This window comes from Nocardia suismassiliense (assembly GCF_900269665.1).
Lineage (GTDB): Bacteria > Actinomycetota > Actinomycetes > Mycobacteriales > Mycobacteriaceae > Nocardia > Nocardia suismassiliense.
This window is the reverse complement of the sequence record NZ_LT985361.1, coordinates 8,530,603-8,555,490: the sequence shown is the minus strand read 5'-3', so window position 1 is coordinate 8,555,490 and position 24,888 is coordinate 8,530,603. Positions and strand designations below refer to the sequence as shown.

Annotated in this window: 22 protein-coding genes and 1 pseudogene; 9 read left to right on the top strand and 14 right to left on the bottom strand. The window is 68.8% G+C overall.

All coding sequences use genetic code 11. The features are described from left to right. Window positions 1-2: 2 nt before the first annotated feature. The 7 genes from DBO33_RS38390 to DBO33_RS38360 all read right to left on the bottom strand — a co-directional run bounded on the left by DBO33_RS38390 (window position 3) and on the right by DBO33_RS38360 (window position 5,865). A complete protein-coding gene (locus tag DBO33_RS38390) occupies window positions 3-1,406 on the bottom strand; it encodes a TerD family protein (protein WP_107659393.1) in 1,404 nt (467 codons plus the stop codon). A 40-nt stretch (window positions 1,407-1,446) separates the two neighbouring features. Beyond that, window positions 1,447-1,977 carry a hypothetical protein gene (locus DBO33_RS38385; RefSeq protein ID WP_107659392.1) on the bottom strand — a complete coding sequence of 177 codons (531 nt, stop codon included), beginning with the start codon at window positions 1,975-1,977 and terminating at the stop codon, window positions 1,447-1,449. A gap of 70 nt (window positions 1,978-2,047) precedes the next feature. Beyond that, window positions 2,048-2,848 (bottom strand): family 1 encapsulin nanocompartment shell protein, encoded by an 801-nt coding sequence (locus DBO33_RS38380; protein ID WP_107659391.1) that lies wholly within the window; start codon window positions 2,846-2,848, stop codon window positions 2,048-2,050. Continuing rightward, window positions 2,845-3,864 carry a Dyp-type peroxidase gene (locus tag DBO33_RS38375; RefSeq protein WP_107660960.1) on the bottom strand — a complete coding sequence of 340 codons (1,020 nt, stop codon included), beginning with the start codon at window positions 3,862-3,864 and terminating at the stop codon, window positions 2,845-2,847. Before DBO33_RS38375 ends, DBO33_RS38380 begins: the two co-directional genes overlap by 4 nt. A gap of 60 nt (window positions 3,865-3,924) precedes the next feature. After that, window positions 3,925-4,251 carry a cupin domain-containing protein gene (locus DBO33_RS38370; RefSeq protein WP_107659390.1) on the bottom strand — a complete coding sequence of 109 codons (327 nt, stop codon included), beginning with the start codon at window positions 4,249-4,251 and terminating at the stop codon, window positions 3,925-3,927. Window positions 4,252-4,452: 201 nt separating this feature from the next. Next, window positions 4,453-4,953 carry a dihydrofolate reductase gene (locus DBO33_RS38365; RefSeq protein WP_107659389.1) on the bottom strand — a complete coding sequence of 167 codons (501 nt, stop codon included), beginning with the start codon at window positions 4,951-4,953 and terminating at the stop codon, window positions 4,453-4,455. A gap of 66 nt (window positions 4,954-5,019) precedes the next feature. Further along, window positions 5,020-5,865 (bottom strand): thymidylate synthase, encoded by an 846-nt coding sequence (locus DBO33_RS38360; RefSeq protein ID WP_107659388.1) that lies wholly within the window; start codon window positions 5,863-5,865, stop codon window positions 5,020-5,022. Between DBO33_RS38360 and cobF the strand changes: the two genes are divergently transcribed. After that, window positions 5,864-6,601, top strand: coding sequence for a precorrin-6A synthase (deacetylating) (gene cobF / locus DBO33_RS38355; RefSeq protein ID WP_107659387.1), 738 nt, complete (start codon window positions 5,864-5,866; stop codon window positions 6,599-6,601). The genes DBO33_RS38360 and cobF overlap by 2 nt on opposite strands. A gap of 40 nt (window positions 6,602-6,641) precedes the next feature. Continuing rightward, the gene (locus DBO33_RS38350) at window positions 6,642-7,511 is read left to right on the top strand and encodes an Fpg/Nei family DNA glycosylase (RefSeq protein ID WP_107659386.1); all 870 of its coding nucleotides are present in this window, start codon (window positions 6,642-6,644) and stop codon (window positions 7,509-7,511) included. A gap of 4 nt (window positions 7,512-7,515) precedes the next feature. Here the strand turns inward: DBO33_RS38350 and DBO33_RS38345 are convergent. The 4 genes and pseudogenes from DBO33_RS38345 to pdxR all read right to left on the bottom strand — a co-directional run bounded on the left by DBO33_RS38345 (window position 7,516) and on the right by pdxR (window position 12,098). Further along, a pseudogene (locus tag DBO33_RS38345) lies at window positions 7,516-9,019 on the bottom strand (carboxylesterase/lipase family protein). A 13-nt stretch (window positions 9,020-9,032) separates the two neighbouring features. Beyond that, on the bottom strand, window positions 9,033-10,469 hold the full coding sequence (locus DBO33_RS38340; protein WP_107659385.1) for a dihydrolipoyl dehydrogenase family protein: 1,437 nt from the start codon (window positions 10,467-10,469) through the stop codon (window positions 9,033-9,035). 2 nt (window positions 10,470-10,471) lie between these two features. After that, window positions 10,472-10,717 (bottom strand): DUF2630 family protein, encoded by a 246-nt coding sequence (locus tag DBO33_RS38335; protein ID WP_107660959.1) that lies wholly within the window; start codon window positions 10,715-10,717, stop codon window positions 10,472-10,474. A 10-nt stretch (window positions 10,718-10,727) separates the two neighbouring features. Continuing rightward, window positions 10,728-12,098 carry a MocR-like pyridoxine biosynthesis transcription factor PdxR gene (gene pdxR, locus DBO33_RS38330; protein WP_107659384.1) on the bottom strand — a complete coding sequence of 457 codons (1,371 nt, stop codon included), beginning with the start codon at window positions 12,096-12,098 and terminating at the stop codon, window positions 10,728-10,730. A gap of 80 nt (window positions 12,099-12,178) precedes the next feature. On the opposite strand from pdxR, the gene DBO33_RS38325 reads away from it, so the two are divergent. Both DBO33_RS38325 and DBO33_RS38320 read left to right on the top strand, forming a co-directional pair. Beyond that, the gene (locus tag DBO33_RS38325) at window positions 12,179-12,871 is read left to right on the top strand and encodes a pyridoxamine 5'-phosphate oxidase family protein (protein WP_107659383.1); all 693 of its coding nucleotides are present in this window, start codon (window positions 12,179-12,181) and stop codon (window positions 12,869-12,871) included. 152 nt (window positions 12,872-13,023) lie between these two features. After that, entirely contained in the window at window positions 13,024-14,220 is a 1,197-nt protein-coding gene (locus DBO33_RS38320; protein WP_107659382.1) for a PucR family transcriptional regulator, read from the top strand. Between the two features lie 6 nt (window positions 14,221-14,226). Here DBO33_RS38320 and DBO33_RS38315 read toward each other — a convergent pair whose 3' ends face one another. Next, the gene (locus tag DBO33_RS38315) at window positions 14,227-15,462 is read right to left on the bottom strand and encodes a hypothetical protein (RefSeq protein WP_199856883.1); all 1,236 of its coding nucleotides are present in this window, start codon (window positions 15,460-15,462) and stop codon (window positions 14,227-14,229) included. Window positions 15,463-15,504: 42 nt separating this feature from the next. Further along, entirely contained in the window at window positions 15,505-16,266 is a 762-nt protein-coding gene (locus DBO33_RS38310; protein ID WP_107659380.1) for a crotonase/enoyl-CoA hydratase family protein, read from the bottom strand. A gap of 102 nt (window positions 16,267-16,368) precedes the next feature. Here DBO33_RS38310 and DBO33_RS38305 point away from each other — a divergent pair, with 102 nt between their 5' ends. The 4 genes from DBO33_RS38305 to DBO33_RS38285 all read left to right on the top strand — a co-directional run bounded on the left by DBO33_RS38305 (window position 16,369) and on the right by DBO33_RS38285 (window position 21,612). Beyond that, window positions 16,369-17,019 (top strand): TetR/AcrR family transcriptional regulator, encoded by a 651-nt coding sequence (locus DBO33_RS38305; protein WP_107659379.1) that lies wholly within the window; start codon window positions 16,369-16,371, stop codon window positions 17,017-17,019. After that, window positions 17,006-18,763 (top strand): acyl-CoA dehydrogenase family protein, encoded by a 1,758-nt coding sequence (locus DBO33_RS38295; protein ID WP_234391271.1) that lies wholly within the window; start codon window positions 17,006-17,008, stop codon window positions 18,761-18,763. Before DBO33_RS38305 ends, DBO33_RS38295 begins: the two co-directional genes overlap by 14 nt. A 438-nt stretch (window positions 18,764-19,201) precedes the next feature. Continuing rightward, window positions 19,202-20,818, top strand: coding sequence for a M4 family metallopeptidase (locus DBO33_RS38290; RefSeq protein ID WP_159080727.1), 1,617 nt, complete (start codon window positions 19,202-19,204; stop codon window positions 20,816-20,818). 113 nt (window positions 20,819-20,931) lie between these two features. Beyond that, window positions 20,932-21,612 carry a nucleoside/nucleotide kinase family protein gene (locus tag DBO33_RS38285; RefSeq protein WP_234391270.1) on the top strand — a complete coding sequence of 227 codons (681 nt, stop codon included), beginning with the start codon at window positions 20,932-20,934 and terminating at the stop codon, window positions 21,610-21,612. A gap of 3 nt (window positions 21,613-21,615) precedes the next feature. Here the strand turns inward: DBO33_RS38285 and pgi are convergent, their stop codons facing one another. Further along, entirely contained in the window at window positions 21,616-23,253 is a 1,638-nt protein-coding gene (gene pgi / locus DBO33_RS38280) for a glucose-6-phosphate isomerase (RefSeq protein ID WP_107659376.1), read from the bottom strand. A 94-nt stretch (window positions 23,254-23,347) separates the two neighbouring features. Here pgi and DBO33_RS38275 point away from each other — a divergent pair, with 94 nt between their 5' ends. Beyond that, window positions 23,348-24,802: an NAD-dependent succinate-semialdehyde dehydrogenase gene (locus DBO33_RS38275; protein ID WP_107659375.1), complete on the top strand. Its 1,455-nt coding sequence runs from the start codon at window positions 23,348-23,350 to the stop codon at window positions 24,800-24,802. The last annotated feature ends 86 nt before the right edge of the window (window positions 24,803-24,888 follow it).

Genomic DNA, 24,888 nt, shown 5'->3' with positions numbered 1-24,888 from the left:
CCCTACTTCCCGGCGCTGCGTCCCCACTCGAGACCCCAGCGGTAGGCCTTGTCGACCTCCATCTTTCCCCAGAGTGGGCGCCGGGCGGGCGGCCGGACGAACACGCCTTGACGCTGAACCACGAACTCTCCGTTGATGTTCTCGATCAGCGCGAGCACCATCTCCCGTGAGTTGTCGGTGCACCCGCTCACCGACATCTCGATCGGCGGCGAGCCGACCGGGTAGAGCGTGGCGGTCGCCTCGACACCGCGGAAATCATCGGTGCCCTCGTACAGCGAGGCGAACACCAGGATCCGGCGGAACTTCGCGGTGTGGTCGAGGTTGATGTCGAGGTTTTCGCCCGCTGCGACCGCGCCGGTGCGATCGTCCTTGTCGAGCAGGATGTAGGGCGCCTGATGCAGCGAGCCGAAGCCGTCGAGCGGGCCGATGGAGCCCTTCGTCCCGTCGGTCAGCTCCCAGAAGCAGCACAGGTCCAGGTCGAGGCCTGCCTTGCGCTTGCCGAAACCGCGCCGCGCCGGGGCCGTGTTGCCGGACCAGTTCAGGTTGATCCGCATCACGCCGCCGGTCGCGCCCTGCTTGGTCAGCGAGATCGAGGGGGCGTCCTTGGTCAGCGAGATCTTGCTGAGGTTGACCGCAGCCTCCGGGGTGGCTGGTTGCTGGGGTGTCGGGTGCGACGAAAAGTTCGGTGATGCACCGGTATTCGGCGGCATACCGCCCTGCGGAGGTGCGCCGTAGGGGTTGGGCGGCGGCGTGAATTGCGGTTGCGGCGGGGCGTACTGCGGAGCGGGCGCGGGCGGTGGTGGCGGCGCAGTGAACTGGTGCGGCGGCGCGGCGGGCGGTGGCGGCGGCGTGAACTGGTGCGGTGCGGCAGGCGGGGTCGCCGGGGCGTCGTCCACCGAGATCCCGAAATCCGTGGCCAGACCGGCCAATCCGGCGGCGTACCCCTGCCCGACCGCACGGAACTTCCACCCGCCCTGCCGCCGGTACAGCTCGCCGAGCACGAACGCGGTCTCGGTGGTCGCACCGGTGCTGTCGAACCGCGCCACCTCCGCGCCGCTGCCCGGATCCACCAGCCGGACGTAGAGGCCGTGGAATTGGCCGAAGGTGCCGCCGTCCGCCGAGGCCGCGATGACGATGGTGTCGATCTGCGCTTCGACCCGGCCCAGGTCGGCCGACAGCACGTCGAGCACCGTCGGCCCCTGCTGCTTGCCCTCGTGCCGGACCGCGCCGGACGGATGCGCGGGCTGGTTGTAGAAGACGAAGTCGTTGTCGTTGCGCACTTTTCCGGCGGCCAGCAGCAGCGCCGAGGCGTCGGCGTCGGGCACCCCGGGGCCGCTCTGCCAGCCGAGCTCGATCCGGACGGCGGCCATGGGCACCGGGACGTTCGAGCCCTTCGTCATCGACATAGGTGCCAACGTATCCGAAACGGGCCGCGGCCGTTCCTGGTCAGCGGGTAGGCGGCGCGATCTGCCAGTGCTCTTGCAACGCGCCTGCGATCTCCGGCAGCACCGTCACCGGTATGCGCTTGCGCCGCAGCAGGGCCCGGATCTCGTTCACCTGCTCGCGTTTGCGGAGGTCGTAGGCGCCGGACACCGGGCGCAGCACCGGCGGAATGGACAGCAGCACCAGCTCGCCGTGCTGTTCGTCGCCGCCGATCAGGTCGAGCGCCAGCGACCAGCGGGACCGCTCGTCCAGCGTGAAGCGCCCGGCGACCACGCGGTCCCAGTCGATGCTGGCCTCGGTCCACGGGGTGCGCCGGTAGATCCCCCGCTCGGTGAGCACGACGGCGTCCCTGGCGAACAGCGCCGCCACCCCGGCAATCCCCGCCACGGCACCGGCCAGTAAGCCGGTGAATACCCGGTTCACCCCGAACAGGCCGATCACGGCCGTGCACAGTACGACGGTCACCAGGATCCCGAGGGAACTGTAGAGCGCCGCACGCTGCGTGGGCACCACACCCGCCCGCACCATCGTCATCTCACCTACCCACTTCCGGCGTGCTGCGGCACACGCTACCGCGCGTCGTGCCGCAGCACACGGGCAAGTCTCAGGCTTCGAGGGCGACCCCGGCCTCGGCGGTGTACACCAGGAACGTCAGGCTCTGCTGGAAGTACAGCTGCACCGACTCGGTGTCGTGCGCGAGGTAGCCGATCGACAGGTCCTGGCCGATGCGCAGGTCGTAGTCGCCGCCGCGGGTGGTCAGCACGAACGCGCCGTCGATGGCGGGCGCCCAGATGATCTCGCCGTCCGGGATGAGCCGCTCGATGTGCGTGCGGATCGGGTGCCCGTGATCGGAGGTCTCGCTCACCGCCGTGAACAGGTCCGCGCTCAGCAGCACCGAGTACGGCCCGTCGACGCCGGCCAGCCGCAGCGCGGTGAGCGCCTGGGTGACCGACTCCGGCACCAGCCGGGGATCACTCGGCAGTGCGATCGCCTGATTGGTCGAACTCGCCCGGATGCCGGTGATATTCGCGGCCGGATAGCCCTCGAAGATCGCCCGGTCCTCGGCGAACGCGATCTTCTTCGCGGCGTCTTTCACCGGATCCAGATCGGTGTCCATCGCGCCGCGCTCGACGTTGTCGAGCTCCTCGCGGGACAGCCGGAACGGCACCCGCAGCTCGACCAGCGGCGCGACCACCCGCTGCCTGGCCTGCACGCCCTCGTCCGGCGCGCTGATCGGGGTGGTGTGGCCGGTGCCGACCGCGGCGTAGTCGAGGCCGTGCGGTCCGGACAGGTCGACGACGCGGCGCCCGGCGATGTGCCGCTTGAAGGTGCGCGTCGCCTCTTCCTCGATCGCCGACCATGCCTCGGCGGTGATCGGCGCGAGTTCGCGATAGAGGTTGTTCATGCCTGCCTGCTCCTTTTCAACGTGCCGATACCGAGTGAGCCCGAGCCGATGTCGTTGGGCTGCACGTTTTCCGCCGTCCCGGCGTCCGCCGGTGGCGGGGGAAGCTCATCGAAGAAGTCGAGCGACGGTGCGAAGAACGAGGTGCCGGTGACCGCGATGGAGAAATCGAGCAGACGGTCGTAGGCCGCCTCCTCGGTGCCGACGAACATCCGGGTGAGCATCAACTCGGTGACGCTCGGGGTGGCCGCGTAAGCGACGTAGTACGTACCGAATTCGCCGTCCTTGACGCTGCCGAACGGCATGTTGGCGCGCAGGATCTCGCGCTCGGTGCCGTCGGCGTCCACGATGGTGTTCACCGCGACGTGCGAGTCGGCGGGCTTGTCGGCGTCGGACAGCTCGAAATCGTCGAGCTTGGTGCGCCCGATCACCTTCTCCTGCTCCTCGATCGACAACGCCCGCCAATCCGCCAGCGGATGCAGGTACTTCTGCACGATCACGTAACTGCCGTCCCGGAACTCGGGGTCCTCGTCGCCGACCAGCGCGGCCGCGTAGGCGGACTTGCCCTCCGGATTCTCGGTGCCGTCGACGAAGCCGAGCAGATCGCGCTGCTCGAAGTAGCGGAACCCGACGGTCTCGTCCACGATGGTGGCCGCGCCCGCCAGCCGGTCGCCGATGGTCATGGCCAGCTCGAAGCAGGCGTCCTGATTCTCCGCCCGAATGTGGAACAGCAGATCGCCTGGTGTCGCCGGGGCCCGATGGTGCTTGCCCACGTAACCGGGGAATTCGTGCAGCTCGGCGGGCCGTGGTCCGGCGAAGAGCCGGTCCCACGCCGCCGAGCCGATCGCGGCCACACAGGTGAGGCCCGCACCGGGGATCCGGAACCCGACCGAGCGGCGCAAACCCTGCACGTCGGCGAGGGTATCGCGGACCACAGCCTCGCCGCCCGCATCGATGGTGGCGACCAGGAAGATCGCAGCCGGGGTGAGCGCATCGAGGATCGGCTGCGGCTCACTCATGATCATCAGCCTAGTGCCCGAAGCGGACCCGCCGGCCAGGTGGCACGGCCACCGCCGCTGCTACTTCGCGACCGTCATCAGGAAGGCCACGTCGTCCACGGCCATCACGCTGTGCCTGGCCTTGGGCACCACGAGCAGGTCGCCCGCCGAACCCTTCCATTCGTTGCTGCCGCTGATCAGGGTCAGCGTGCCGCTGAGCACCAGGAGGGTGGCCTCGCCCGCGTTGTCGTGCTCGGCCAGGCTCTGGCCCGCGCTCAGTCCGACCACCGTCTGGCGCAGCGAATTCGCGTGACCACCGTAGATCGTTTGCGAACTACGCCCGCTGCTGGCGGTGCTCGCAATCTTGAGTTGTTGTCGAGCAACCGCAGTCAGCGATTTCTTGTCCATGGACCGCCTTTCGCAAATGACAACAGCCGGTGCGGGGGCTGTTCGCACCGGCTCGGGGGCTCGGACGGACGAAGGCCCGGCCCCGCTTATTCAGGAGTATGCCCGACCGGCTGTGGCCTCGAGACCTGTTTGCACGGGCCGGGGCTTCTGTGATCGAACGGTGTCGTGCGGCCGCGACGATCGATGCGGAGAGTTTGCCGACTAGTCGGATTCGCGGCGGGTGTAGCGGCGGATCCGGTAGCGCAGACCGGAGGTCGAGTCGTGCCACGGTTCGGTGTCGTCGGTGGTCCACTCGGGTCCGATCGCGGGGGCGTACGCATCGCCTTCGACGGTGGTGTCCACCTCGGTGACGAGCAGGTCGGTCGCGAAATCCATAGCGACGCGGTAGATCTCACCACCCCCGGCGATCCACACGGTGTCCTGCCCGCTCAATGTGAGCGCCTCGGCCACCGATCCGGCCCGCTCGGCGCCCTCGGCCGCCCAGTCCGCCTGCCTGGTCACCACGATGTTGCGGCGCCCGGACAGCGGACGGAATTTCGGCGGCAGCGAATCCCAGGTGCGCCTGCCCATCACCACCGGATGTCCCATGGTGACCGACTTGAAATTCGCCATGTCCTCGGGCACGCGCCAGGGGATGGAGTTCTGGAAACCGATCACGCCGTCGGGGGTTTGCGCCCAGATCAACCCGATGGTGCGCGTCACGCTGTGTCCGATGCGGTGTTCACTGTTCCTCCGTTACCCGAAGCTGCTTCCGTCGAGCCCGGCCGCTCACACCGCAACGGGTGCCTTGATGGCCGGATGATGCTGGTAGCCGACGACTTCCACGTCCTCGTAGGCGTAGTCGAACAGCGTCGGCGCGGGGCGCAGGTGCAGCGTGGGGAACGGGAACGGCTCGCGGGTCAGCTGCTCGCGGACTTGATCGAGATGGTTGTCATAGATGTGGCAGTCGCCGCCGGTCCAGATGAAATCGCCGAGCTCCAGCTCGGTCTGCTGCGCGACCATCTGGGTGAGCAGCGCGTAGCTGGCGATATTGAACGGCACGCCGAGGAACAGGTCGGCGCTGCGCTGATACAGCTGGCAGGACAGCCGGCCGTCGGCCACGTAGAACTGGAAGAACGCGTGGCACGGGGCCAGCGCCATCTTGTCCAGCTCGGAGACGTTCCAGGCGGAGACGAGCATGCGCCGGGAATCCGGGTTGGTGCGCAGGGTGTGCAGCACCTCGGAGATCTGGTCGACGTGCACGCCGTCCGGCGTCGGCCAGGACCGCCACTGCACGCCGTAGACCGGGCCCAGTTCGCCGTTGGCGTCGGCCCATTCGTCCCAGATGGAGACGCCGTGCTCCTGCAGCCATTTCACGTTGGATTCGCCGCGGAGGAACCAGAGCAACTCGTAGACGATCGACTTCAGATGCACCTTTTTGGTGGTGATCAGCGGGAAGCCGGCCGAGAGGTCATAGCGCAGCTGATGGCCGAAAATGCTGCGCGTGCCGGTGCCGGTGCGGTCCGCCTTTTTCGTGCCGGACTCCAGCACCAGCCGGAGCAGATCCTCGTACTGGGTATCGGTCGCCACGGCTGCCAACTCTAGTAGAAACGCCGCCTGGCAAGCTCGGCGCATGCGCAAGCTCTACGTGATCGGCATCGGCGCCGGCGATCCCGACCAGGTGACGGTGCAGGCCATCAAGGCCATGCGGCAGGTCGAGGTGTTCTTCGTCATCGGCAAGGGTGCGGAGAAGCGCGAGCTGGTCGAGGTGCGGACCGCGATCCTGACCGAGCACGTGGATCGGCCGTACCGGATCGGGGAGATCGCGGCCCCGCCGCGGGACCGGGCACCGGCGGACTATCGGGGTGTCGTCGAGGACTGGCACGAGCGGCGCTCCGCCGTACTGGAAGACGCGTTCGCACAGGTCGATGGGGTCGGCGGCATTCTGGTGTGGGGTGATCCGTCGCTGTACGACAGCACCCTGCGGATGATCGAGCGGGTGCTCGCGCGCGGCACGGTGCACTTCGACTACACGGTGATTCCGGGTGTCACCAGCGTGCAGGCCCTGGCCGCGCGGCATCGCATGGTGCTGCACGGCATCGGCGAGCCGGTGCACATCACCACCGGCCGGCGGCTGCGCGAGGAGGGGCTCGCCGACGCGGCGGTGGTGATGCTGGACGGCGACTGCTCGTTCACCGAGGTGCCCGGCGCGGACGTGCACATCTGGTGGGGCGCCTACCTCGGCATGCCGGACGAGATCCTCATCGAAGGCCCACTGCGCGAGGTGGAGCGGGAGATCGTGGACCGGCGCGCCGGGCTGCGGGCCGAGAAGGGCTGGATCATGGACATCTACCTGCTTCGCCGGACCTGACTGCCCTGCTCTTGTCGGTGTGGGCCGGTAGCCTGGGCGTGTGCCCGAACTACCTGAAGTGGAGGCGCTGGCGCAGTTTCTGCGGGAGCATGCGGTCGGCGCCGTGGTGGGGCGTGTGGATGTCGCGGCGCTGAGTGCCGTGAAGACGTTCGACCCGCCGGTGACCGCACTGTCCGGCCGGGACGTGACCGGCGCGGGGCGCTGGGGCAAGTTTCTGGGAATGGACTGCGACGGGTTGTGGCTGATCACCCACCTGTCCCGCGGTGGCTGGCTGCGGTGGATCGACGAACCGAGTCAGACGCCGCCGAAGCCGGGCGGTAAGAGTCCGCTGGCGCTGCGGGTGCACTTCTTCACCCCCGAGGGCGCGACACCCGCCATCGATCTCACCGAGGCGGGGACCAAGAAACGGCTCGCGGTCTACATCGTAGACAACCCGAAGCTGGTGCCCGGTATCGCCCGGCTCGGGCCCGACGCGCTCGAGGTGACCGAGGAGCAGTTCACCGAAATCCTGCGCGGCACCTCGCAGCGGATCAAGACCGCGATAGTCGATCAGACCCTGCTGGCGGGCGTCGGCAACGCCTACTCCGACGAAATCCTGCACACCGCACGGATCTCGCCGTTCGCCAACACCAAAACCCTTGCGGCGGACAAGGTCAGCGAGCTGTACGCGGCCATGCGCGCGGTGCTGACCGACGCCGTGCAGCGCTCGGTCGGCCAGGATGCCGCCCGCCTCAAGGGCGAGAAGCGTTCCGGCATGCAGGTACACGCGCGTACCGGTATGCCCTGCCCGGTCTGCGGCGATACGGTGCGCGAGGTGTCCTACGCCGAGCGCTCGTTCCAGTACTGCCCGACCTGTCAGACCGGCGGCAAGGTCCTCGCCGACCGGCGCATGTCGCGGCTGCTCAAGTAACCGCTCAGGTCAGCGTCGGCACCCGGACACCTTCCCAGGCAAGCCGTTTGGCCTTGTCCGGGTCGTGCTCCAGGCGGGTGGGCGAGTCGATGATCAAGGTGGTGCGGCGAGCTTCGGTGTAGGGCGGCCAGGACGGCAGCGGCGCACCGGTGCGGGCGAAGGCGAGCCAGTTGTCCTGGAATTGGTCGGTGACGGACTGGAGGCCACGACGCCCGCCCGCCGCGGTGATGGCGCGACCGAAGGGGGTATCGCCGCCGCCGAAGACCGGGATCAGGTCGGAGGCGTGGGTGGCGCCCAAGCCCGCCAGTTGCAGGGAGCGCGGGGCGAAGTCGTAGCGGTAGGCGTAAGTGGGGGTGTGGCGGCTATGCCCCGCCATGACCGTGACCGAGGGGCGCCAGAAGACGAAGTCGCCGCCCGCGCGCACAGCCGCCTTGGCGTTCGGGTAGCCGGGATAGGCGGCGGCGATCCGGGATTCGGCCGTCGTCGCCCAGTGCGGCGCGCAGCCGGTCGGGGGTGGTCGGCAGCGAATCCGCGAACTTCGCGAACAGGGTGCCTTCGTCCCGGTTCGTGCCGATGATCAGCGGTACGCGATGGGCGTTGCCGTCGGTGATCGCATCGATCGGGGACTGCGGGAGAACGACCCCGTCGACCGTCGGGGCGACGGGGAACAGGCCGCGGCGTTCGCGCAGGACCCGATTGCTGGTGCGGTCGACCGCGCGCCGAATGTCGTTGGCGCTCGCGGTGCGTAGCGCCTCGGCGGCCCGGTCCGGTGTCGCACCCAGCGCTTCGACACAGCGGCGGGCGAAGCGGCGGGCGTCGTCGGCGGTCATCGCCCAGTCGGCCGGCGGGCTCTGCGAAATCGCCTGGTGGAAAAGGCCTTTGGCGGCAGGCGCGGCGAGCAGGCTGAGCACGGCATGGGCGCCGGCGGATTCGCCGAAGATGGTCACGTTGCCGGGATCGCCGCCGAACGCGGCGATATTGGTGTGCACCCACTCCAGCGCGGCGACCTGATCGCGCAAACCCAGGTTCGACTCGAAAGGGTGCTCCGGCGTGGCGAATTCACCGAAATCGACATAGCCGAACGCGCCGAGCCGGTAGTTCAGCGAGACCAGCACGGCGTCGCCGCGCACCGCGAGCCGCCCGCCGGAGTACAAACCGAGAGCCGAGGTGCCGGTGAGGTAGCCACCGCCGTGGACGAACACCAGCACCGGCCGCGGCCGCTCCGACGGCGTCGCGGGCACGGTGACATTCAGTGTCAGCGAGTCCTCGTGGGTCGGCTGGTATCGGCGCGGCCCGATCCGCGCGCCCGCCCGATGCTGCATCGCCGCGAACCCGAACTCGGTGCACTCGCGCACCCCGGTCCACGGCGTGACCGGCTGCGGTGCCCGAAAACGCAAGTCGCCCACCGGCGCGGCCGCGTAGGGCAGGGACCGCCAGCGCAGCACGCGGCGGCCACGACGACCGCGCACGACTCCGTCGGCGGTCTGGATATCTGTCGATGCCACCATCCGCCAATGGTACTTACGGCCGTCGTGTCTCCAACAGGCGTAGCCAGAACTCGCTCACCGCGGGGAAGGCGGGCACCGCGTGCCACAGGGTGGCCAGCGGCACCTTGCCGACCACCGCGATGGTGGCCGCGTGTAGCTGTTCGCCCACCTCCGGGCCGACGAAGGTGGCACCGAGCAACGTATCGGTGCCGGTGTCGATGACCAGCTTGGCGTGCCCGGCGAAGTCGTTGCGCGCCAACGCCGATCCGGCCACCGAGATATCGAGCTCGATCGTCTCCACGGCATGACCGGCTTTGCGGGCCGCCGCCTCGGTCAGTCCGACGGACGCGACCTCCGGCGCGGTGTACACCACCTGCGGGACCTGCTCGTGGTCGGCGCTCGCGGTGAACCGGGCACCATCCAGCGGCCTGTCCTCGGCGCGGGCGGCGATCACATCGCCGCACACCCTGGCCTGGTATTTGCCCATGTGCGTCAGGGCGGCACGATGATTCAGATCGCCGACGCAGTACAGCCAGTCACCGTCGACCGCGGTGGCGGTCAGCTGATCGTCGACCTGCACATAACCGTCCTTCAGGCCGACGGAGTCCAGGCCGAGTCCTTCGGTCGCCGGTGTGCGCCCGGCGGCCACGATGATCTCGTCGGCTTCGAGTTCGGTATCGCCCTCGTCGCTGTGCAGCCGCACGGTGACCGGGCCGCCGTGGATCCGGCCTTCGCCGGTGTCCTTAGCGTCGGGCCGGTGCACGCTCGTCGGTTCGGTGCCGAGAAGGACGCGCACACCGCGCTCGCGCAGCGCCGCGATCACGCGCTCGCCGGCGAACGGTTCGGCCGACGCGAGCACCGCGGAGCCGCGCACGACCATGCTGACCTGCGCGCCGAGCGCGGCCAGCCAGGTCGCGGCCTCGCAGGCGACCACGCCGCCGCCGATGATCACCACGCGGCCGGGGACCTCGTGCAAGTTGGTGGCGTCGCGGGAGATCCACGGCAGCGCATCGCGCAGGCCGGGCACGTCCGGGATGCTCGCCCGGGTGCCGGTGGCCAGCACCACCGCGTGCCTGGCGCGCAGCACCTGCCCGTCGACCTCGACCTGCCGCACCCCGGCCAGCCGACCGGTGCCGCGGATGACCTCGATGCGATGGTCGCGGGCCCAGTCGACCTGCGAGGTGTCGTCGAGGCCGCTGACGAAGGAGTCGCGCCGCCGCAGCACCGCCTCGACCTCGAGGCCGGAGGCGGTGATGCCGTCCATGGCCTGCGCGGCCGCGAGCAGATGGCCGGGCCGCAGCAGTGCCTTGCTCGGAATGCAGGCCCAGTAGGAACATTCGCCGCCGACGAGTTCGCGTTCCACGATCGCGGCGGTGCGGTCGCTCCCGGCGATGGCGTAGGCGGCGGCGTTCTCACCGGCCGGGCCACCGCCGATCACGATGACGTCGTATTCGGCAGGTGTACTCGGCATGGTTATTGCAGGTAACCCTCGACCTGGGCGGCGGAACTCTGTTCGGCGCCGTCGGGCGACTCGCCCTGGTCGATCCGCGCCCTGCGGTGCCGCAGCAGGTCCCACGCCTGATCCAGCATCACCTCGAGCTCGGCGAGTTGCCTGCGCTCGGCCTGCGGGTCCAATTCGCCCTTGGCGGCCTGCGCGCGCAGTTCGTGCTCCTGGTCGACCAGTGCCTTGATGCGGGCCAACACGTCCTGTTCGGTCATGCGGACCATGCTACGGCTGTGCCAGACACGCGGCGGCGATCGGCACGGCCCTGGCCAGGTCGGACCAGGACAGCGCGGTGTAGCCGAGGGTGATGCCGAAGTGGTGACGCTGTGCGCTCAGGTGATATCGAGAAAGGGGATCGAGCGCGACACCCCGCGCCCGTGCGGCGGCCACGGCACGCTGCTCCGCCTCGGCCGAGGCGAGCGGTACCACCACGTGCGAGCCCGCGTCGTCGCCGAGCACATCGAGGCCGTGGCGGCGCAGCTCGGTGACCATCAGCGCGCGGCGTGGCGGCAGCTCGCGGCGTAGCCGGCGCAGATGCCTGGCCAGGTCGCCGTGGGCCGCGAGCGCGACGAACACCTGCTGGCCCGCCGGACTCGGACTGGTTCCGGTGCGATGCCGATGCGCGACAACGGCATCGGCGATCCGTGGCGTGGCGACCAGCCAGCCGACGCCGAGGCTCGGCGAGAGGATCTTGCTCGTGGTGCCGAGGTGCACCACCACGTCCGGCGCCATCGCCGCCAGCAGCGGCAACGGGGCGGTGTCGTACCGCAGTTCGCCGTCGTAGTCGTCCTCGATGATCAGCAGCCCGTCGCGGCGGGCGTGCTCGACCAGCTCCACCCGGCGGGCGGCGGGCAGCCGGGCGCCGAGCGGAAACTGGTGCGCCGGAGTGCAATACACGGCCTTGATGTTCGGTGGCAGCTTGTCGACGCGTAGCCCGTGCGCGTCCACCGGGACGGGCAGGACGCGGACCCCAGCCGCCGCGAAAGCGCCTGCGGCCCGGCTGTATCCGGGGTCTTCCATCGCGATGGTGTCGCCCGGCGACAGCAGGGCGGCGGCGAGTTCGCCTACCGCGGAACTGGTTCCGGCCGTCGCGAGCACCGCCGTATCGCTGCCCGCGCCGAGACCGCGATGGCGCAGCAGGTGTTCGACGATCGTCGCGCGGAAATCCGGCTCGCCCGCGCGGTCTTTGCGCACCAGCGGGGAGAGGTCGGCGGCGGCTCGCCAGGCGCGGCGCCAGGCGGGGCGGTCGATGGCGTCGGAGCACGGCGCGCCGGGTTGCAGATCGAGCAGCGCCGGGTCGTCACCCGCGCCGTCGGCAGGCAGCGCGCGTCGGGGTGCGGCGGGCGGCGCGGTGGTCAGGTACGTGCCGGAACCGCGCTTGCCGCTGATCCAGCCTTCGGCGTGTAGCTGGTCGAAAGCGGCGGCCACCACGGTGCGGCTCACGCCGAGCCGTTCGGCCAGCGACCGGGACGACGGCAACCGGTCACCGCCACGCAGCAGGCCGTTGCTCGCCGCGGCCCGTAATCCGTCGGCGACCTGCACCGACAGCGGTTCCGGCAGTGCGCGGTCGAGTGGCAGGGGAAGTTCGTCGAGCACCGGTCACCTCGCGATTGGACTGTGTGAATTTCGCTGAATTGGCACTTTGATAATGCCACTTGGGCACCGATGCTGGTCCTATGACGCGATCAGCCGACTCCCGCACCCCGCTCTCGCCGACGCCGCGCAGCACGCTCACCCGGTCGAAGGAACGAGCACGCAGCGAACGCGCGGACCTGGACGCGGTCCTGGACGCCGGTCTGGTCTGCCACCTCGGCGTGCTGCTCGGTGCCGCGCCGGTCGTGCTACCCACCATCTACGGACGCGACGGAGACACCCTCTATCTGCACGGTTCGACGGGTGCCGGCAATCTGCGCGCGGCCCTCGCCGGGGACATCTCGGTCGCGGTCACCCTGGTGGACGGGATCGTCTATGCCCGTTCGGCGATGCACTTCTCGATGAACTTCCGCTCGGCGGTGGTGCACGGCAGCGCGGTGGAGCTCACCGACCCCGCCGAGCGGCTGCACGCGCTCCAGGTGATCACCGAACACGCCGCACCGGGCGCCTGGTCCCGGGTGCGTTCGCCGAGCAAGAAGGAGCTGGCCGCCACCATGGTGCTCGCGCTGGACCTCACCGAAGCCTCGGTGAAAATCCGGGCCGGTGGCCCCAACGACGACCCGGCCGACATCGAGAACGGCGGTGTCTGGGCGGGGGTGCTGCCGGTGCGCCAGGTATGGGGTGAGCCGATCGACTCGGCCGACCTCGAGCCGGGTCTCCCGGTCCCCGCCGATGTCCTCGACCGCACCGAGCCGAGCCTCGTGCCGGTGCGGTGAGTTCGGCACGGCGTTTGTCACCGTCCGCACGCAACGGAATCAGGGCCGTTATTTGTGCACCGGACGGGATCCGATCTTGGTCTCGTGCACTGAAGAAGTTGTCCGGAACTGCCTATTGTGCGGACCGGTTTGTTTGTGCAAACAATGTGCGGATGACCGCTGCTCCCGATTCCGCTGCACTGGACGACTTATCCGGCCAAGTACGCGACGTGCTACCCGAGGTCGCCCGGGATCTGCTGGCCGGAGTGCTCGGCGAGGTGCCCTCGTATCGGGAGTTGTCCGCGGAGATGATCGGGCGGGACCTGCCGCGCGCCGCCGAGGCGAATCTGCGGCTGTTCCTCCGCTCGCTGGCCGAACGGCGGGCACCGCGCCCGGACGAATTGTCGGAGCTGATCGCTGTCGCGGTGCGCCGCGCCAGGGACGGGATCCCGCTGGACACCGTGCTTTCGGTGTATCACCACGGCGCGGTCGCCGCGTGGAACTCGGTGGCCGCTACGGCGACGACGCCGGAGCAGCGCGAGCAATTACTGGCCGCGGTGCCCTATGTGCTCGGCTACCTCGGCGCCGTGACACCCGGGGTAGCGGGCGCCTATCTGCGGGAGCGGCAGGATCTGCACTGGGAGCAGCGCGAGGCCAAACGTGCTGTGGCGCAGGCCTTGGTGCACGGCACACCCGCCGATCTGCTGGCCGAGCGGTTCGGTATCTCGCTGGACGGCGGGTTCCAGGTGCTGGTGTTCCGGGTGGCCGAACCGGCGACGGGCGGGAACCGGCCGGTGCTGCGCATTGTGCAGAGCGAGATCGATGCGGTGTCCGGTCGCGTCCTGAGCACCGTCGAGCGCGGCGGCGGTGTGCTGCTGGTGCCGGTTGCCGAGGGTGAACCAGCCACCGCGCTGGACACTTTCGTCACCCGCGTCGCCCAGGGCACCGGTGCGCGGGCGGTCGCCGGGCTCGCGTTCGCCGCGGGCGTCGACGGGATACCTGCCGCGGTGGAGGAGGCGGGCGAAATAGCCAGGCTGGCATTCCAACTCGGCCGTCCCGCGGCGGTGTACCGGATGGCCGATCTGGCGTTGCAGTATCAACTCGCCCGTCCGGGCCCGGCCCGTACCTGGCTGCTCTCGCTGCTCGATCCGCTCCGGGACCAGCCACACTTGCTGGACGCCCTGCGTGCGCTGCTCGCCAATGACTACAACCGGCAGCAGGCCGCGGCCGCGCTTGTCGTGCATCGCAATACGCTCAACTACCGCCTCAACCGGATCGCCACGGTCACCGGCTACGACCCCAATCGTCCCGATCACGCACAACTGTTCGCCGCCGCTCTCACGGCCTGCGACCTCGACGCGACGGAGTGAAACCACTCACCACCTGTGTGCGGACAGCCCGAACGAGGACAGCGTCTGCTGTGCCAGATCGCCCAGCGCAGTAGCGGATTCGATATGCACCGGGTCGAGGCCGACCAGCGAGAGAACGTAGTCGTCGGCGATCCGGCAGAGATAGCCGGACAGGCGCGTCCTCGGCCATAACGCGGCGGTCAGGCCGGGGTGGATGGCGCGGGCGGCGACGCCGAGGCAGTGGTGCGGTCCGAGCATGCGCAGGCTGGTGGGCAGCGTGCCGATGTTGGAGCAGAGGATGTCTCGTTCGCCGGCACCCTTGGACAACGCGTACGCCCACGGGTCGGGGATCACCTGCAGTAGCTCCTCCGGCATACCGCCGGGGCTGGTCATCCGGCGCTCGTAGGCGGCGCGGGACTTCTCGCGAATCGTTGCCGGGGTATCGGTGCGGTCGATGGTGATGTCGGTCATCGCGAGGTCGTTGTCGACGCGTGGTTCGTCGCGGGTGTCGACCGGGAGGCTCGCGTCGATCGTCTTTCGCGGAAAGTCACTGGCCCACAGCATGTTCGCGACCACCGCGATGAACAGACTGTTGGCCGTGCCGTCCCGTGCGGTGGCCGCCCGCTCCCAGTCCGATACGGCGCATTGAAATATCGCGCCTGGTGTCTGCGTGCCGGGCGGGATGCTGATATCGCCGATGGTCGCGTGACGCGGGCGTTCCGGAATACCTTTGCGTAGTGCCCGTCCCGTGCCGCGCAGCACGATCGACCACTGGCGGCGGGCATCGGCCCAATCCGACTCGGCTGCGGCGGAGGCGGGCAAGGCTGTACCACCGAGAGCATCGTCCACCGCGTGCACGAGCGCTCGACCATCGGCGAGTGCATGCGAACAAGTCAGGGAGACAAGGGAACCGCCGTCGTCCAGCGCGACGGCGGACAGTCGCCAGCCGGGTCCGTATTCCGGATCGAGATCGGCGCCCTGCGCGTCGGCCCACTCCAGTAGAGCGCTCACGGCCAGCGGCTGTTCGGTGAGTACCAGCGGATGCGCGCGCGTATTCGGCTGCCAGCCGCGGCGGACACCGGGCACCCGCGGCCGAATCACCCGCCGCCCCAGCGGCCCGGTGCGCAGCGCCGCGTGCACCCCGCGCAGCAACTCAGGGTCGATACGGTCGGCCGTGCGCCACAAGCCTTGCAGCGCAATGGGAGTGCCGAGGCCGCGATGGGTACGCAGGAAGATCTCGTCGACGACGCTCAACCGGCCCATCGGGCGCACCGCAACACCTCGCTCTCGCTCGTGCCGGGAAACCTACGCCTGCGCGCCGTGGCGCCCCGCACCGGCGGCGAAGCGCTGCGCCCCTTCGAGCGCGCCGTTGGCCAATGCGGTCATGCCGTGCCGGAACTCGTTGCGCAGTGCGGTCTCCTCGTCCATGCCGTCCTGCTCGAGCAGCGACATCCGGTCCGAGCGCAGGCAGGCCTGCGGCAGTGCGGCGAGCTCGGCGGCGAGCTGCTCTGCGGCGCTGCGGGCCTCGCCGGTCGGGGCCACGCGGTTCGCCAAGCCGATCCGCAGCGCCTCCGCCGCGTCGACGGGACGGCCGGTGAGCACCATGTCCATGGCGGGCCCGGCGCCGATGAGCCGCGGCAGGCGCAGGGTGCCGCCATCGATGAGCGGGACACCCCAGCGGCGGCAGAACACACCGAAGATGCTGTCCTGCTCGGCAACTCGCAGATCACACCACAGCGCGAGCTCCAGCCCGCCCGCGACCGCGTAACCGGAGACGGCGGCGATCACCGGCTTGGACAGCCGCATCCTGGTGGGCCCCATCGGTCCGTCGCCGTCCTCGGTGACCACATTGGACCGTTCGGTGCCGAGTCCCTTGAGGTCGGCGCCCGCGCAGAAGGTGCCGCCGTCGCCCCAGAGCACCGCCACCGAGGCGTCGGGATCGGCGTCGAACTCGCGGAAGGCGGCGGCCAGCGCCGCGGCGGTCGGCCCGTCGACCGCGTTGCGCGCTTCGGGACGGTGCAGGATCACGGTGGTCACCGGGCCCTTGCGCTCGATTCGTACAGTCACGACGCCACCTCGTTGTTTCGTTCGTTCCGCTCGATCACGATCCGACCATACGCCGTAAAACCCCCCTTGTGGCAAGAAATGAATCCATGGTTCACTTCTTGCGTGGCCTACCGCAGAACCCCCGCCGTGCAGGCCCGCCTGGACGCGCAGGCGGGGCTGATCGTGCAGGCTGCGACCAAGGTGCTGGCCGAGGCGGGCTACGCCGGGATGTCCATGGCCGCGGTCGCGGCGGAGGCAGGCGTGGCCACCGGCACCGTGTACAAGAACTTCGCGGGCAAAGCGGAACTGGTCACCGCGGTTTTCCGCAAGGTGGTGGCCGGGGAGGTGGCCGCCGTGGTCGCGGCCAGTGCGACCGGCACGGCCGTGGAGCGGGTGAGCGCCGCGGTGGAGACGTTTGCCGGGCGTGCGCTGAAGAATCCGCAACTCGCCTATGTGCTGCTCGTCGAGCCCGTCGATACGGTGGTCGACACCGAGCGGCTGCACTTCCGCCGCGCCTTCGCCGAGGCCTTCGAATCGGCTGTCGCGGCGGGTGTTTCGCGCGGTGAACTGCCCGCGCAGGACGCCAGGACCGGTGCGGCCGCGCTGGTCGGCGCGATCGGCGAGGTGCTGGTCGGCCCGCTCGCGGCCGCGCCACACGGGGAATCCGTTGTCCCCGAACTCATTACCTTCGCACTACGCGCACTCGGCGTGCGCGCGGCGCCGAGCGGTTCGCTCGCTCGGCAGAAATCAGGAGTGTCCGATGCAGACGCATGAAGTCTTCAACCAGGTGCCCGACCTCGCGCCGTTCGATGTCTCGCGGAATCCTGCACTGCTCGAGGGCCTGCACCGCGAGGGCGCGGGCTGGGCCGAGGCCGAGGTGCGCGAACTCGGCGTGCTCGCAGGCAGTGTCGAGGCGCAGGAGTGGGGGCGGCTGGCCAACGAGTACCCGCCGGTGCTGCACACGCACGACCGCTACGGCCACCGGGTCGACGAGGTGGAGTTTCATCCGCACTGGCACGACCTGATGAATGTCGCTGTGTCGCACGGCCTGCACGGCGCGCCGTGGCTGGACNCCAACGAGTCCCCGCCGGTGCTGCACACGCACGACCGCTACGGCCACCGGGTCGACGAGGTGGAGTTTCATCCGCACTGGCACGACCTGATGAATGTCGCTGTGTCGCACGGCCTGCACGGCGCGCCGTGGCTGGACGAGCGACCCGGCGCACATGTCGCCCGGGCGGCGAAGTTCTACACCTGGGGTGCCGCCGACGCGGGGCACATGTGCCCCATCTCGATGACCTACGCCGTGGTGCCCGCACTGCGGCACAACAAGGAACTCTCGGCGAAATACGAACCGCTGCTCGGCTCCCGGGTCTACGACTTCGGCCTGCGCGAGCCGTCGTCGAAAGCCGGTCTGATCGCGGGCATGTCGATGACCGAGAAGCAGGGCGGCTCGGACGTGCGCGCCAACACCACCACGGCGACACCGCAACCCGACGGCTCGTACCGGATCGTCGGGCACAAGTGGTTCACCTCGGCCCCGATGTCGGACATGTTCCTCACGCTGGCCCAGGCGCCCGGCGGGCTGTCCTGTTTCCTGCTGACCAGGGTGCTACCGGACGGCACGCGCAATCCCCTTCGTATCCAACGGCTCAAGGACAAGCTCGGCAACAAGTCCAACGCGTCCTCGGAGATCGAATACGAGAACGCCACCGGCTGGCTGGTCGGCGCGGAGGGCGCCGGGGTCAAGACCATCATCGAGATGGTGAACATGACCAGGCTGGACTGCGTGATCGGCTCGGCGACCGGCATGCGGACCGGGGTGGTGTTCGCCGCGCATCACGCCAGGCATCGAGAAGCATTCGGCGCCAAGCTGATCGATCAACCGGCCATGCGTAATGTGCTGGCGGACTTGGTGATCGAGTCCGACGCCGCGACCACGGTGATGATGCGACTCGCCGGGGCCACCGACCGGGCGACCAGCGACCCGGCCGAGGCGGCGCTGCGCCGAATCGCGTTGGCGGTCACCAAGTATTGGGTCTGCAAGCGCGCACCCTCGCACGCGGCCGAGGCGCTGGAGTGCTTCGGCGGCAACGGTTATGCCGAGGAGTCGGGGATGCCGCGGCTCTACCGTGAGGCGCCGCTGATGTCGATCTGGGAAGGCTCCGGCAATGTCGCGGCGCTGGATGCGTTGCGCGCCATGGGTCGTCAGCCGGAGACCGTCGAGGCCTACTTCGCCGAGGTCTCGCTGGCGCGCGGTGCGCACCCGCGGCTCGACGACGCCATCGCCCGGGTCGGCAAGGAACTCGCCGATCTCAGCGACATCGAATACCGCGCCCGCCGCGTTGTCGAGCTCATGGCCCTGGTATTGCAAGGCGCGCAGTTGGTGCGGCACGGACATCCGGCCGTCGCGGATGCCTTCTGTGCCAGTCGGCTCGGCGACGATTGGGGCATTGCCTTCGGTACGCTGCCGACCGGCGTGGACACCGGGGCCATCCTGGAGCGCGCGTTGGTCTGAGTTGGTTCCCGCACCTCGGAACATCCGAAGAGATTGGGCACCAGTAGTTCTGGCGAACCGATACGAGATGTTGTTGATCTTTAACCGGGGTACCGATTCGTACCTGCACTAGGGGGGTGCGATGAAACCTGTTCTCGCTGAGTGCTTTAGGTTTCAGCCTCGTATCTCGGGTTATCGGCTCGGGCAATTGCCCGAGCCGGTAGCGCGCCGAGGAATGGTGATACACCGTCCAATATCAATAGCCGTCAAAGATATTCGCGCATAACAATTGGCGGCCCCCGCCCGTCGATAGCCCGAAGATTCCCAGCCCAGCTATCGTTTTCCCCAGTCTCGTCTCCAGTCGAGTTGACCGCCGGTATGTGGTTCTACTTGGTCATGAAACCCACACATATACGGGCGGGACGAAATTCCGCCCTCGCGTTAATTGCTGTTGCGGCAATGATGTTCGCGCCCGGCCCGGCCGGTGGCGCGCCGCCGGTGAGTCCATCCGCGCCGGCGGGTTCCGATCTGTCCGCGGTCCCGAAAGAAGTAACGACCGATTCCGAAGGCGCCGTCCAGCAGGTGGTGCCCAAGGATCTGGTTCCGGCGCCGTCGGGCACGCCCGCCGAAGCGCCCGCCGCCGCACAGGCGCACGCGCCCGGTGTGCACAAGGCGCTCAGCGGAAATGGCGAAACCGCTGGCGACCTGGTGGTCGAGTCCGTGTTCCAGGTTGGTGAGGGGTCCACGGTCCGGCTGCGTCAGGAGATCGACAAGGTGCAGGTGTTCGGCGCATCGGCGGCGCAGTCGCTGACCGCCGACGGTGCGCTGATCTCGGTGACCGGCGCGCTCGCGAAGAAGTCGAAGGGCAAGTTCACGACGACGACGCCGACCGCGCAGATCCAGGCCACCGCGCTGAAGAAGGTTGCCGAGCAGAGCAAGACGGCGCCGGACAAGCTGGCCGTGGACGATACGAAGGCCTTCTGGTACGACGCGAAGCTGGCCGCCAAGGGCGAGGCGCAGGGTGTCGCAGTCCCGGCGTTCAAGGTCGAGATCAACGGCGCCAGCGACGACAAGAAGGGCGAGCCCGCCAAGTGGATCGTCTTCGTCGACGCCAACAGCACCAACAAGGTGCTGGACAGCTGGAGTGAGACCAAGCACCTCAACCGGGTGGTGTGCGACAACGCGAACCGGCGTATCGACCCCAACCGGGCAGGCTGCGGCACCGGAACGCTGCGCTCCACCAGGTCCGAGGGCCAGGCCCCGGTCGGTATCAAGGATGTCGATGACATCTACAACTACCTGGGCAACACCGAGGCCTTCTACGCCAAGTACACCAAGCTGGCGAACCTGACCAACCTCATCGGCTCCGACACCGGGGACGGCAAGGGTAAGGCGCTGCGCGCCACGGTCCGGCTCTGCACCACCACCGCGTGCCCGTACCAGAACGCCTTCTGGTCCGGCAGCTACATGGCCTACGGTTCGGGTCTCACCACCGAGGACATCACCGGCCATGAACTCACCCACGGCGTGACTCAGCACACCAACGGCCTCGTCTACCGCAACGAGCCCGGTGCGATCAACGAGTCCATGTCCGACATCTTCGGCGAGCTCACCTTCCTGGTGAACACCAGCAACCCGTGCAACACCGCCGCCAACCGGTGGAAGCTCGGCGCCTGCAGCTCGATCGGCGTGATCCGCGACATGAAGAACCCGAACGCCTACCAGGATCCCGACACGTACCGGGGCCGCTACTGGTACACCGGCACCGGTGACAGCGGCGGTGTGCACATCAACAGCGGCGTCGGCAACAAGACCGCGCAGCTGATGGTCGACGGCGGCAGCCTCAACAGCGTCAACGTCACCGCGATCGGCCTGGAGAAGACCGCGGCGCTGTACTGGACCACCCAGACACTGCTCACGTCGAGTTCCAACTACGCGGCATTGTCCACCGCACTGAAGAACGCGTGCAATACCAATGTCCGCAACGGAACTGCCGGCACCACGGCTGCTGATTGTGTCCAGGTGGCAAATGCCACCAAGGCCACCAAGCTGCCGCAACAGCAGGCCCGTACCTAAGAACAACTCCCGGTAGAAATCGGACATCTCACCGGGCCCGGCAAGGGCTCGGTGAGATGTCCTTTTGTTTTGCTCGGGCCGGCCTACGGAATTCGCTCGGTAGGGTGACTGTGGTGGACAGGGCGTATGCCGAAACATCGTTGAGCGCGCTCGTACAGCGGGTACGTGAGCACGCGGCCGGGCACGGTAGCCGGTATCTGCTCGGCATTGTCGGGCCGCCGGGAGCGGGCAAGTCCACCCTGTCGGTCCGGCTGCGCAAGGCGTTGAATGCCGATGGGCCGGTGGCGGAAATCGCGCCGATGGACGGTTATCACCTGACCGACGCGGTACTGCGGGCCGCGGGAAACCTTGCCCGCAAAGGCGAACCGGACACTTTCGATACCGCGGCTTTCGTGGCGAATCTGCGCAGGCTCCGCGATGCCCCGGTCGGCGAGCCGGTGCCGTGGCCGGTCTTCGATCGCACGGTGGGCGATCCGATCCCGGCGGGCATCGTCTTCGAGCGGCAGACGATCGTGCTCACCGAGGGCAATTACCTGTTGCTCGACGATATCGGGGACCGGGAATGGTCGGCGGTGCGCAAGCTGCTCGACGAATGCTGGTATCTCGACGCACCGCGGGCGCTGCTCGAGCAACGGTTGCTGCGCCGCCATATTCGCGGCGGCCGCACCGCCGCGGCCGCCGAAGTCAAGGTGCACGACAGCGACCTGCGCAACGCCGACCTGATCGACACCACCAAGTTCCGCGCCGATCTGGTGCTGCGCCAACGCGGCGGACGCTACGAGGTGTGGCGCTGAGCGTTACTTCTTCGCGCGATACCAGCGGATGAGCGCGTCGGTGGACGAATCCCCTTGCGGCTCGGGCTCTTCCGCGGACGTCAGCAACGGTGCCAGTGCCAGCGCCTGCTGCTTGCCGAGTTCGACGCCCCACTGGTCGAAGCTGTCGACGCCCCAGATGGTGCCTTCGACGAACACCTGGTGTTCGTAGAGGGTGATCAACTGCCCGACGACCGACGGGGTGAGCTGTGGCGCGAGGATGGTGGTGCTCGGCCGGTTGCCCGGCATCACCTTGTGCGGCACCACCTTCGGATCGGTGCCCTCGGCGGCGATCTCTTCGGCGGTCTTGCCGAACGCGAGCACCTTGGTCTGTGCGAACAGGTTGCTCATCAGCAGGTCGTGCATGCTGCCGGTGCCGTCGCGGGTGGGCAGATCGTCGGTGGGGCGGGCGAATCCGATGAAGTCCGCCGGGATCAGCCGCGTACCTTGGTGCAGCAGTTGATAAAACGCGTGCTGGCCGTTGGTTCCCGGTTCGCCCCAGAAGATCTCGCCGGTGGAGGTGCTCACCGGGCTGCCGTCGGCGCGCACCGACTTGCCGTTCGACTCCATCGTCAGCTGCTGCAGGTAGGCCGGGAAACGGGCCAGATCGTTCGAATAGGGCAGCACCGCACGGGATTCCGCGCCGAAGAAGTTCGAGTACCAGACGCCGAGCAGGCCGAGCAGCACCGGCGCGTTCGCCTCCAGCGGCGCGTTCGCGAAATGCTCGTCGACCGCGTGCATGCCCGCCAGGAACTCGGCGAAGCGCTCCTTGCCGATGGTCGCCATCACCGCGAGGCCGATCGCGGAATCCACCGAGTAGCGCCCGCCCACCCAGTCCCAGAAGCCGAACATGTTGGCGGTGTCGATGCCGAACTCGGCCACCTTCTCGGCATTGGTCGAGACGGCGACGAAGTGCTTGGCGACGGCGTCCTCACCGAGCGCGTCGACCAGCCAGCGGCGGGCGGCGGTCGCGTTGGTCAGCGTCTCCAGCGTGGAGAAGGTTTTGGAGGCGACGATGAACAGCGTTGTCGCAGGGTCGAGTCCGTCGAGTTTCGCCACCAGATCGGCCGGGTCGACATTGGAGACGAACCGGGCGCCGAGGCCCGCGTCGGCGTAGTGCCGCAGCGCCTGGCACACCATCACCGGCCCGAGATCGGAACCGCCGATGCCGATGTTCACCACGGTGCTGATGCGCTCGCCGGTGGCCCCGCGCCAGTCGCCGGAGCGCAGCGCGTCGGTGAACTCACCCATCCGCCGCAGCACCTCGTGCACCTCGGCGCCCGCGTCGGCGCCGTCGACGATCAGCGACGCACCCGCGGGCAAGCGCAGCGCGATGTGCGCGACCGCGCGATCCTCCGAGGTGTTGATGTGCTCGCCGCGGTACATCGCGTCCCTGCGCTCCGGCACCCCGGCCTCGCGCGCCAATTCGACGAGTAGGTGCAGGGTTTCCCGGTTGACGCGGTGCTTGCTGAAGTCGATGTGCAGATCCGCCACGTCGATTGTCATGGCACGGCCACGGGAAGGATCGTCGGCGAAGAGCTCCCTGAGATGGCGCCCCGCGATCCCGTCGAAGTGCTCGTGCAGTTTCCGCCAGGCCGCCGTCGCGGTGATGTCGCTGCTCACGTCCGCCGAGGTTACTCACCGCCCCAGCGGCGCGCACGGCAAACACCCCGGGAGACTCGGTGAGAACCGCCGCGGCGCGGCCTACGCTGGCCTCATGGTGTCCGAACGCGAAGTTCTCGAATCCGTCCCGACGCAGCTGTGGATCGGCGGGCCGGTGCCCGCCACCGGCGGCGGCACCTTCCCGGTGCACAATCCGGCCACGGGGGAGGTGCTGACCCAGGTCGCCGACGCGACCCCCGAGGACGCGGTGCGCGCGCTGGACGCGGCCGTCGCGGTGCAGGCCGAGTGGGCCGCGCGGCCCTCGCGCGAGCGCGGCGAGATCCTGCGCACGGTCTTCGAGCAGATCACCGCGCGGGCCGAGGAATTCGCGCTGCTGATGACCCTGGAAATGGGCAAGGCGCTGCCGGAGAGCCGCAACGAGGTGAAGTACGGCGCGGAGTTCTTCCGCTGGTTCAGCGAGGAAGCTGTCCGGGTGCACGGCCGCTACCTGCACGCGCCGTCGGGCACCGGCCGGATCATGGTGCACAAGCAGCCGGTCGGGCCGTGCCTGGCGATCACGCCGTGGAACTTCCCGCTGGCCATGGGCACCCGCAAGATCGGTCCGGCACTGGCCGCGGGCTGCACGATGATCGTCAAACCCGCCTCCGCGACGCCGCTGACCATGCTGCTGCTCGCCAAGCTGTGCAGCGAGGCCGGGCTACCGGACGGGGTGCTCTCGGTGATCACGTCGAGTCGTTCCGGCGCGGTGACCCAGCCGCTGCTCGACGACCCGCGGCTGCGCAAACTCACCTTCACCGGATCCACCGAGGTGGGCAAGAAGCTGGTGGAGAAGTCGGCGAACGGGCTGTTGCGCACGTCGATGGAGCTCGGCGGCAACGCGCCGTTCGTAGTGTTCGACGACGCCGATATCGACGCGGCCGTGCAGGGCGCCATGCTGGCCAAGCTGCGCAACGGTGGTGAGGCGTGCACCGCGGCCAACCGATTCCACGTGCAGAACGGCGTGCTCGAGGAGTTCACCAGCAAGTTCGTCGAGGCGATGGCCGAAGGCGTCACGCTCGGCCCCGGCACCGACCCGAACACCACCCTCGGCCCGCTGATCAACGAGGAGCAACTCGACACGGTCAGCGAACTGGTCGAGGACGCCGTCGCGGTGGGCGCGAAGCTCCGGCTCGGCGGCAAAGCGCCCGGCGGTCCCGGCTGGTTCTACCCCGCCACCATCCTCAGCGAGGTGCCGCCGCAGGCCAGGATCCTGCGCGAGGAGGTGTTCGGGCCGGTCGCTCCGATCGTCGGTTTCGCCACCGAGGAGGAAGGCATCGCCGCCGCCAACGACACCGAGTTCGGGCTGGTCAGTTACGTCTACACCCGGGACCTGGATCGCGCGTTGCGCGTCGCCGAGGGCCTGGAATCCGGCATGGTCGGCGTGAATCGAGGCGTGATCTCCGATCCCGCAGCACCTTTCGGCGGCGTCAAGGCGTCCGGCTTCGGCCGCGAGGGCGGCACCGAGGGCATCGAGGAATACCTCTCCACCAAGTACATCGCCCTCAGCTGAGCGGGAGAGAGACGAAACGACCGCCCCGGGGTGATGAACACCCGGGGCGGCCTGGGGGAATGCGGTTGTCTAGCTTTTTGCCGCAT

What these genes read in the sequence shown, in the direction of transcription:
- DBO33_RS38390 (WP_107659393.1), bottom strand. Translation starts at nt 1,406, where the DNA reads ATGTCGATGACGAAGGGCTCGAACGTCCCGGTGCCCATGGCCGCCGTC.
- DBO33_RS38385 (WP_107659392.1), bottom strand. Translation starts at nt 1,977, where the DNA reads ATGACGATGGTGCGGGCGGGTGTGGTGCCCACGCAGCGTGCGGCGCTC.
- DBO33_RS38380 (WP_107659391.1), bottom strand. Translation starts at nt 2,848, where the DNA reads ATGAACAACCTCTATCGCGAACTCGCGCCGATCACCGCCGAGGCATGG.
- DBO33_RS38375 (WP_107660960.1), bottom strand. Translation starts at nt 3,864, where the DNA reads ATGAGTGAGCCGCAGCCGATCCTCGATGCGCTCACCCCGGCTGCGATC.
- DBO33_RS38370 (WP_107659390.1), bottom strand. Translation starts at nt 4,251, where the DNA reads ATGGACAAGAAATCGCTGACTGCGGTTGCTCGACAACAACTCAAGATT.
- cobF (WP_107659387.1), top strand. Translation starts at nt 5,864, where the DNA reads ATGCGCAAGCTCTACGTGATCGGCATCGGCGCCGGCGATCCCGACCAG.
- DBO33_RS38360 (WP_107659388.1), bottom strand. Translation starts at nt 5,865, where the DNA reads ATGCGCCGAGCTTGCCAGGCGGCGTTTCTACTAGAGTTGGCAGCCGTG.
- DBO33_RS38340 (WP_107659385.1), bottom strand. Translation starts at nt 10,469, where the DNA reads ATGCCGAGTACACCTGCCGAATACGACGTCATCGTGATCGGCGGTGGC.
- DBO33_RS38335 (WP_107660959.1), bottom strand. Translation starts at nt 10,717, where the DNA reads ATGACCGAACAGGACGTGTTGGCCCGCATCAAGGCACTGGTCGACCAG.
- DBO33_RS38325 (WP_107659383.1), top strand. Translation starts at nt 12,179, where the DNA reads ATGACGCGATCAGCCGACTCCCGCACCCCGCTCTCGCCGACGCCGCGC.
- DBO33_RS38320 (WP_107659382.1), top strand. Translation starts at nt 13,024, where the DNA reads ATGACCGCTGCTCCCGATTCCGCTGCACTGGACGACTTATCCGGCCAA.
- DBO33_RS38315 (WP_199856883.1), bottom strand. Translation starts at nt 15,462, where the DNA reads ATGGGCCGGTTGAGCGTCGTCGACGAGATCTTCCTGCGTACCCATCGC.
- DBO33_RS38290 (WP_159080727.1), top strand. Translation starts at nt 19,202, where the DNA reads ATGATGTTCGCGCCCGGCCCGGCCGGTGGCGCGCCGCCGGTGAGTCCA.
- DBO33_RS38275 (WP_107659375.1), top strand. Translation starts at nt 23,348, where the DNA reads ATGGTGTCCGAACGCGAAGTTCTCGAATCCGTCCCGACGCAGCTGTGG.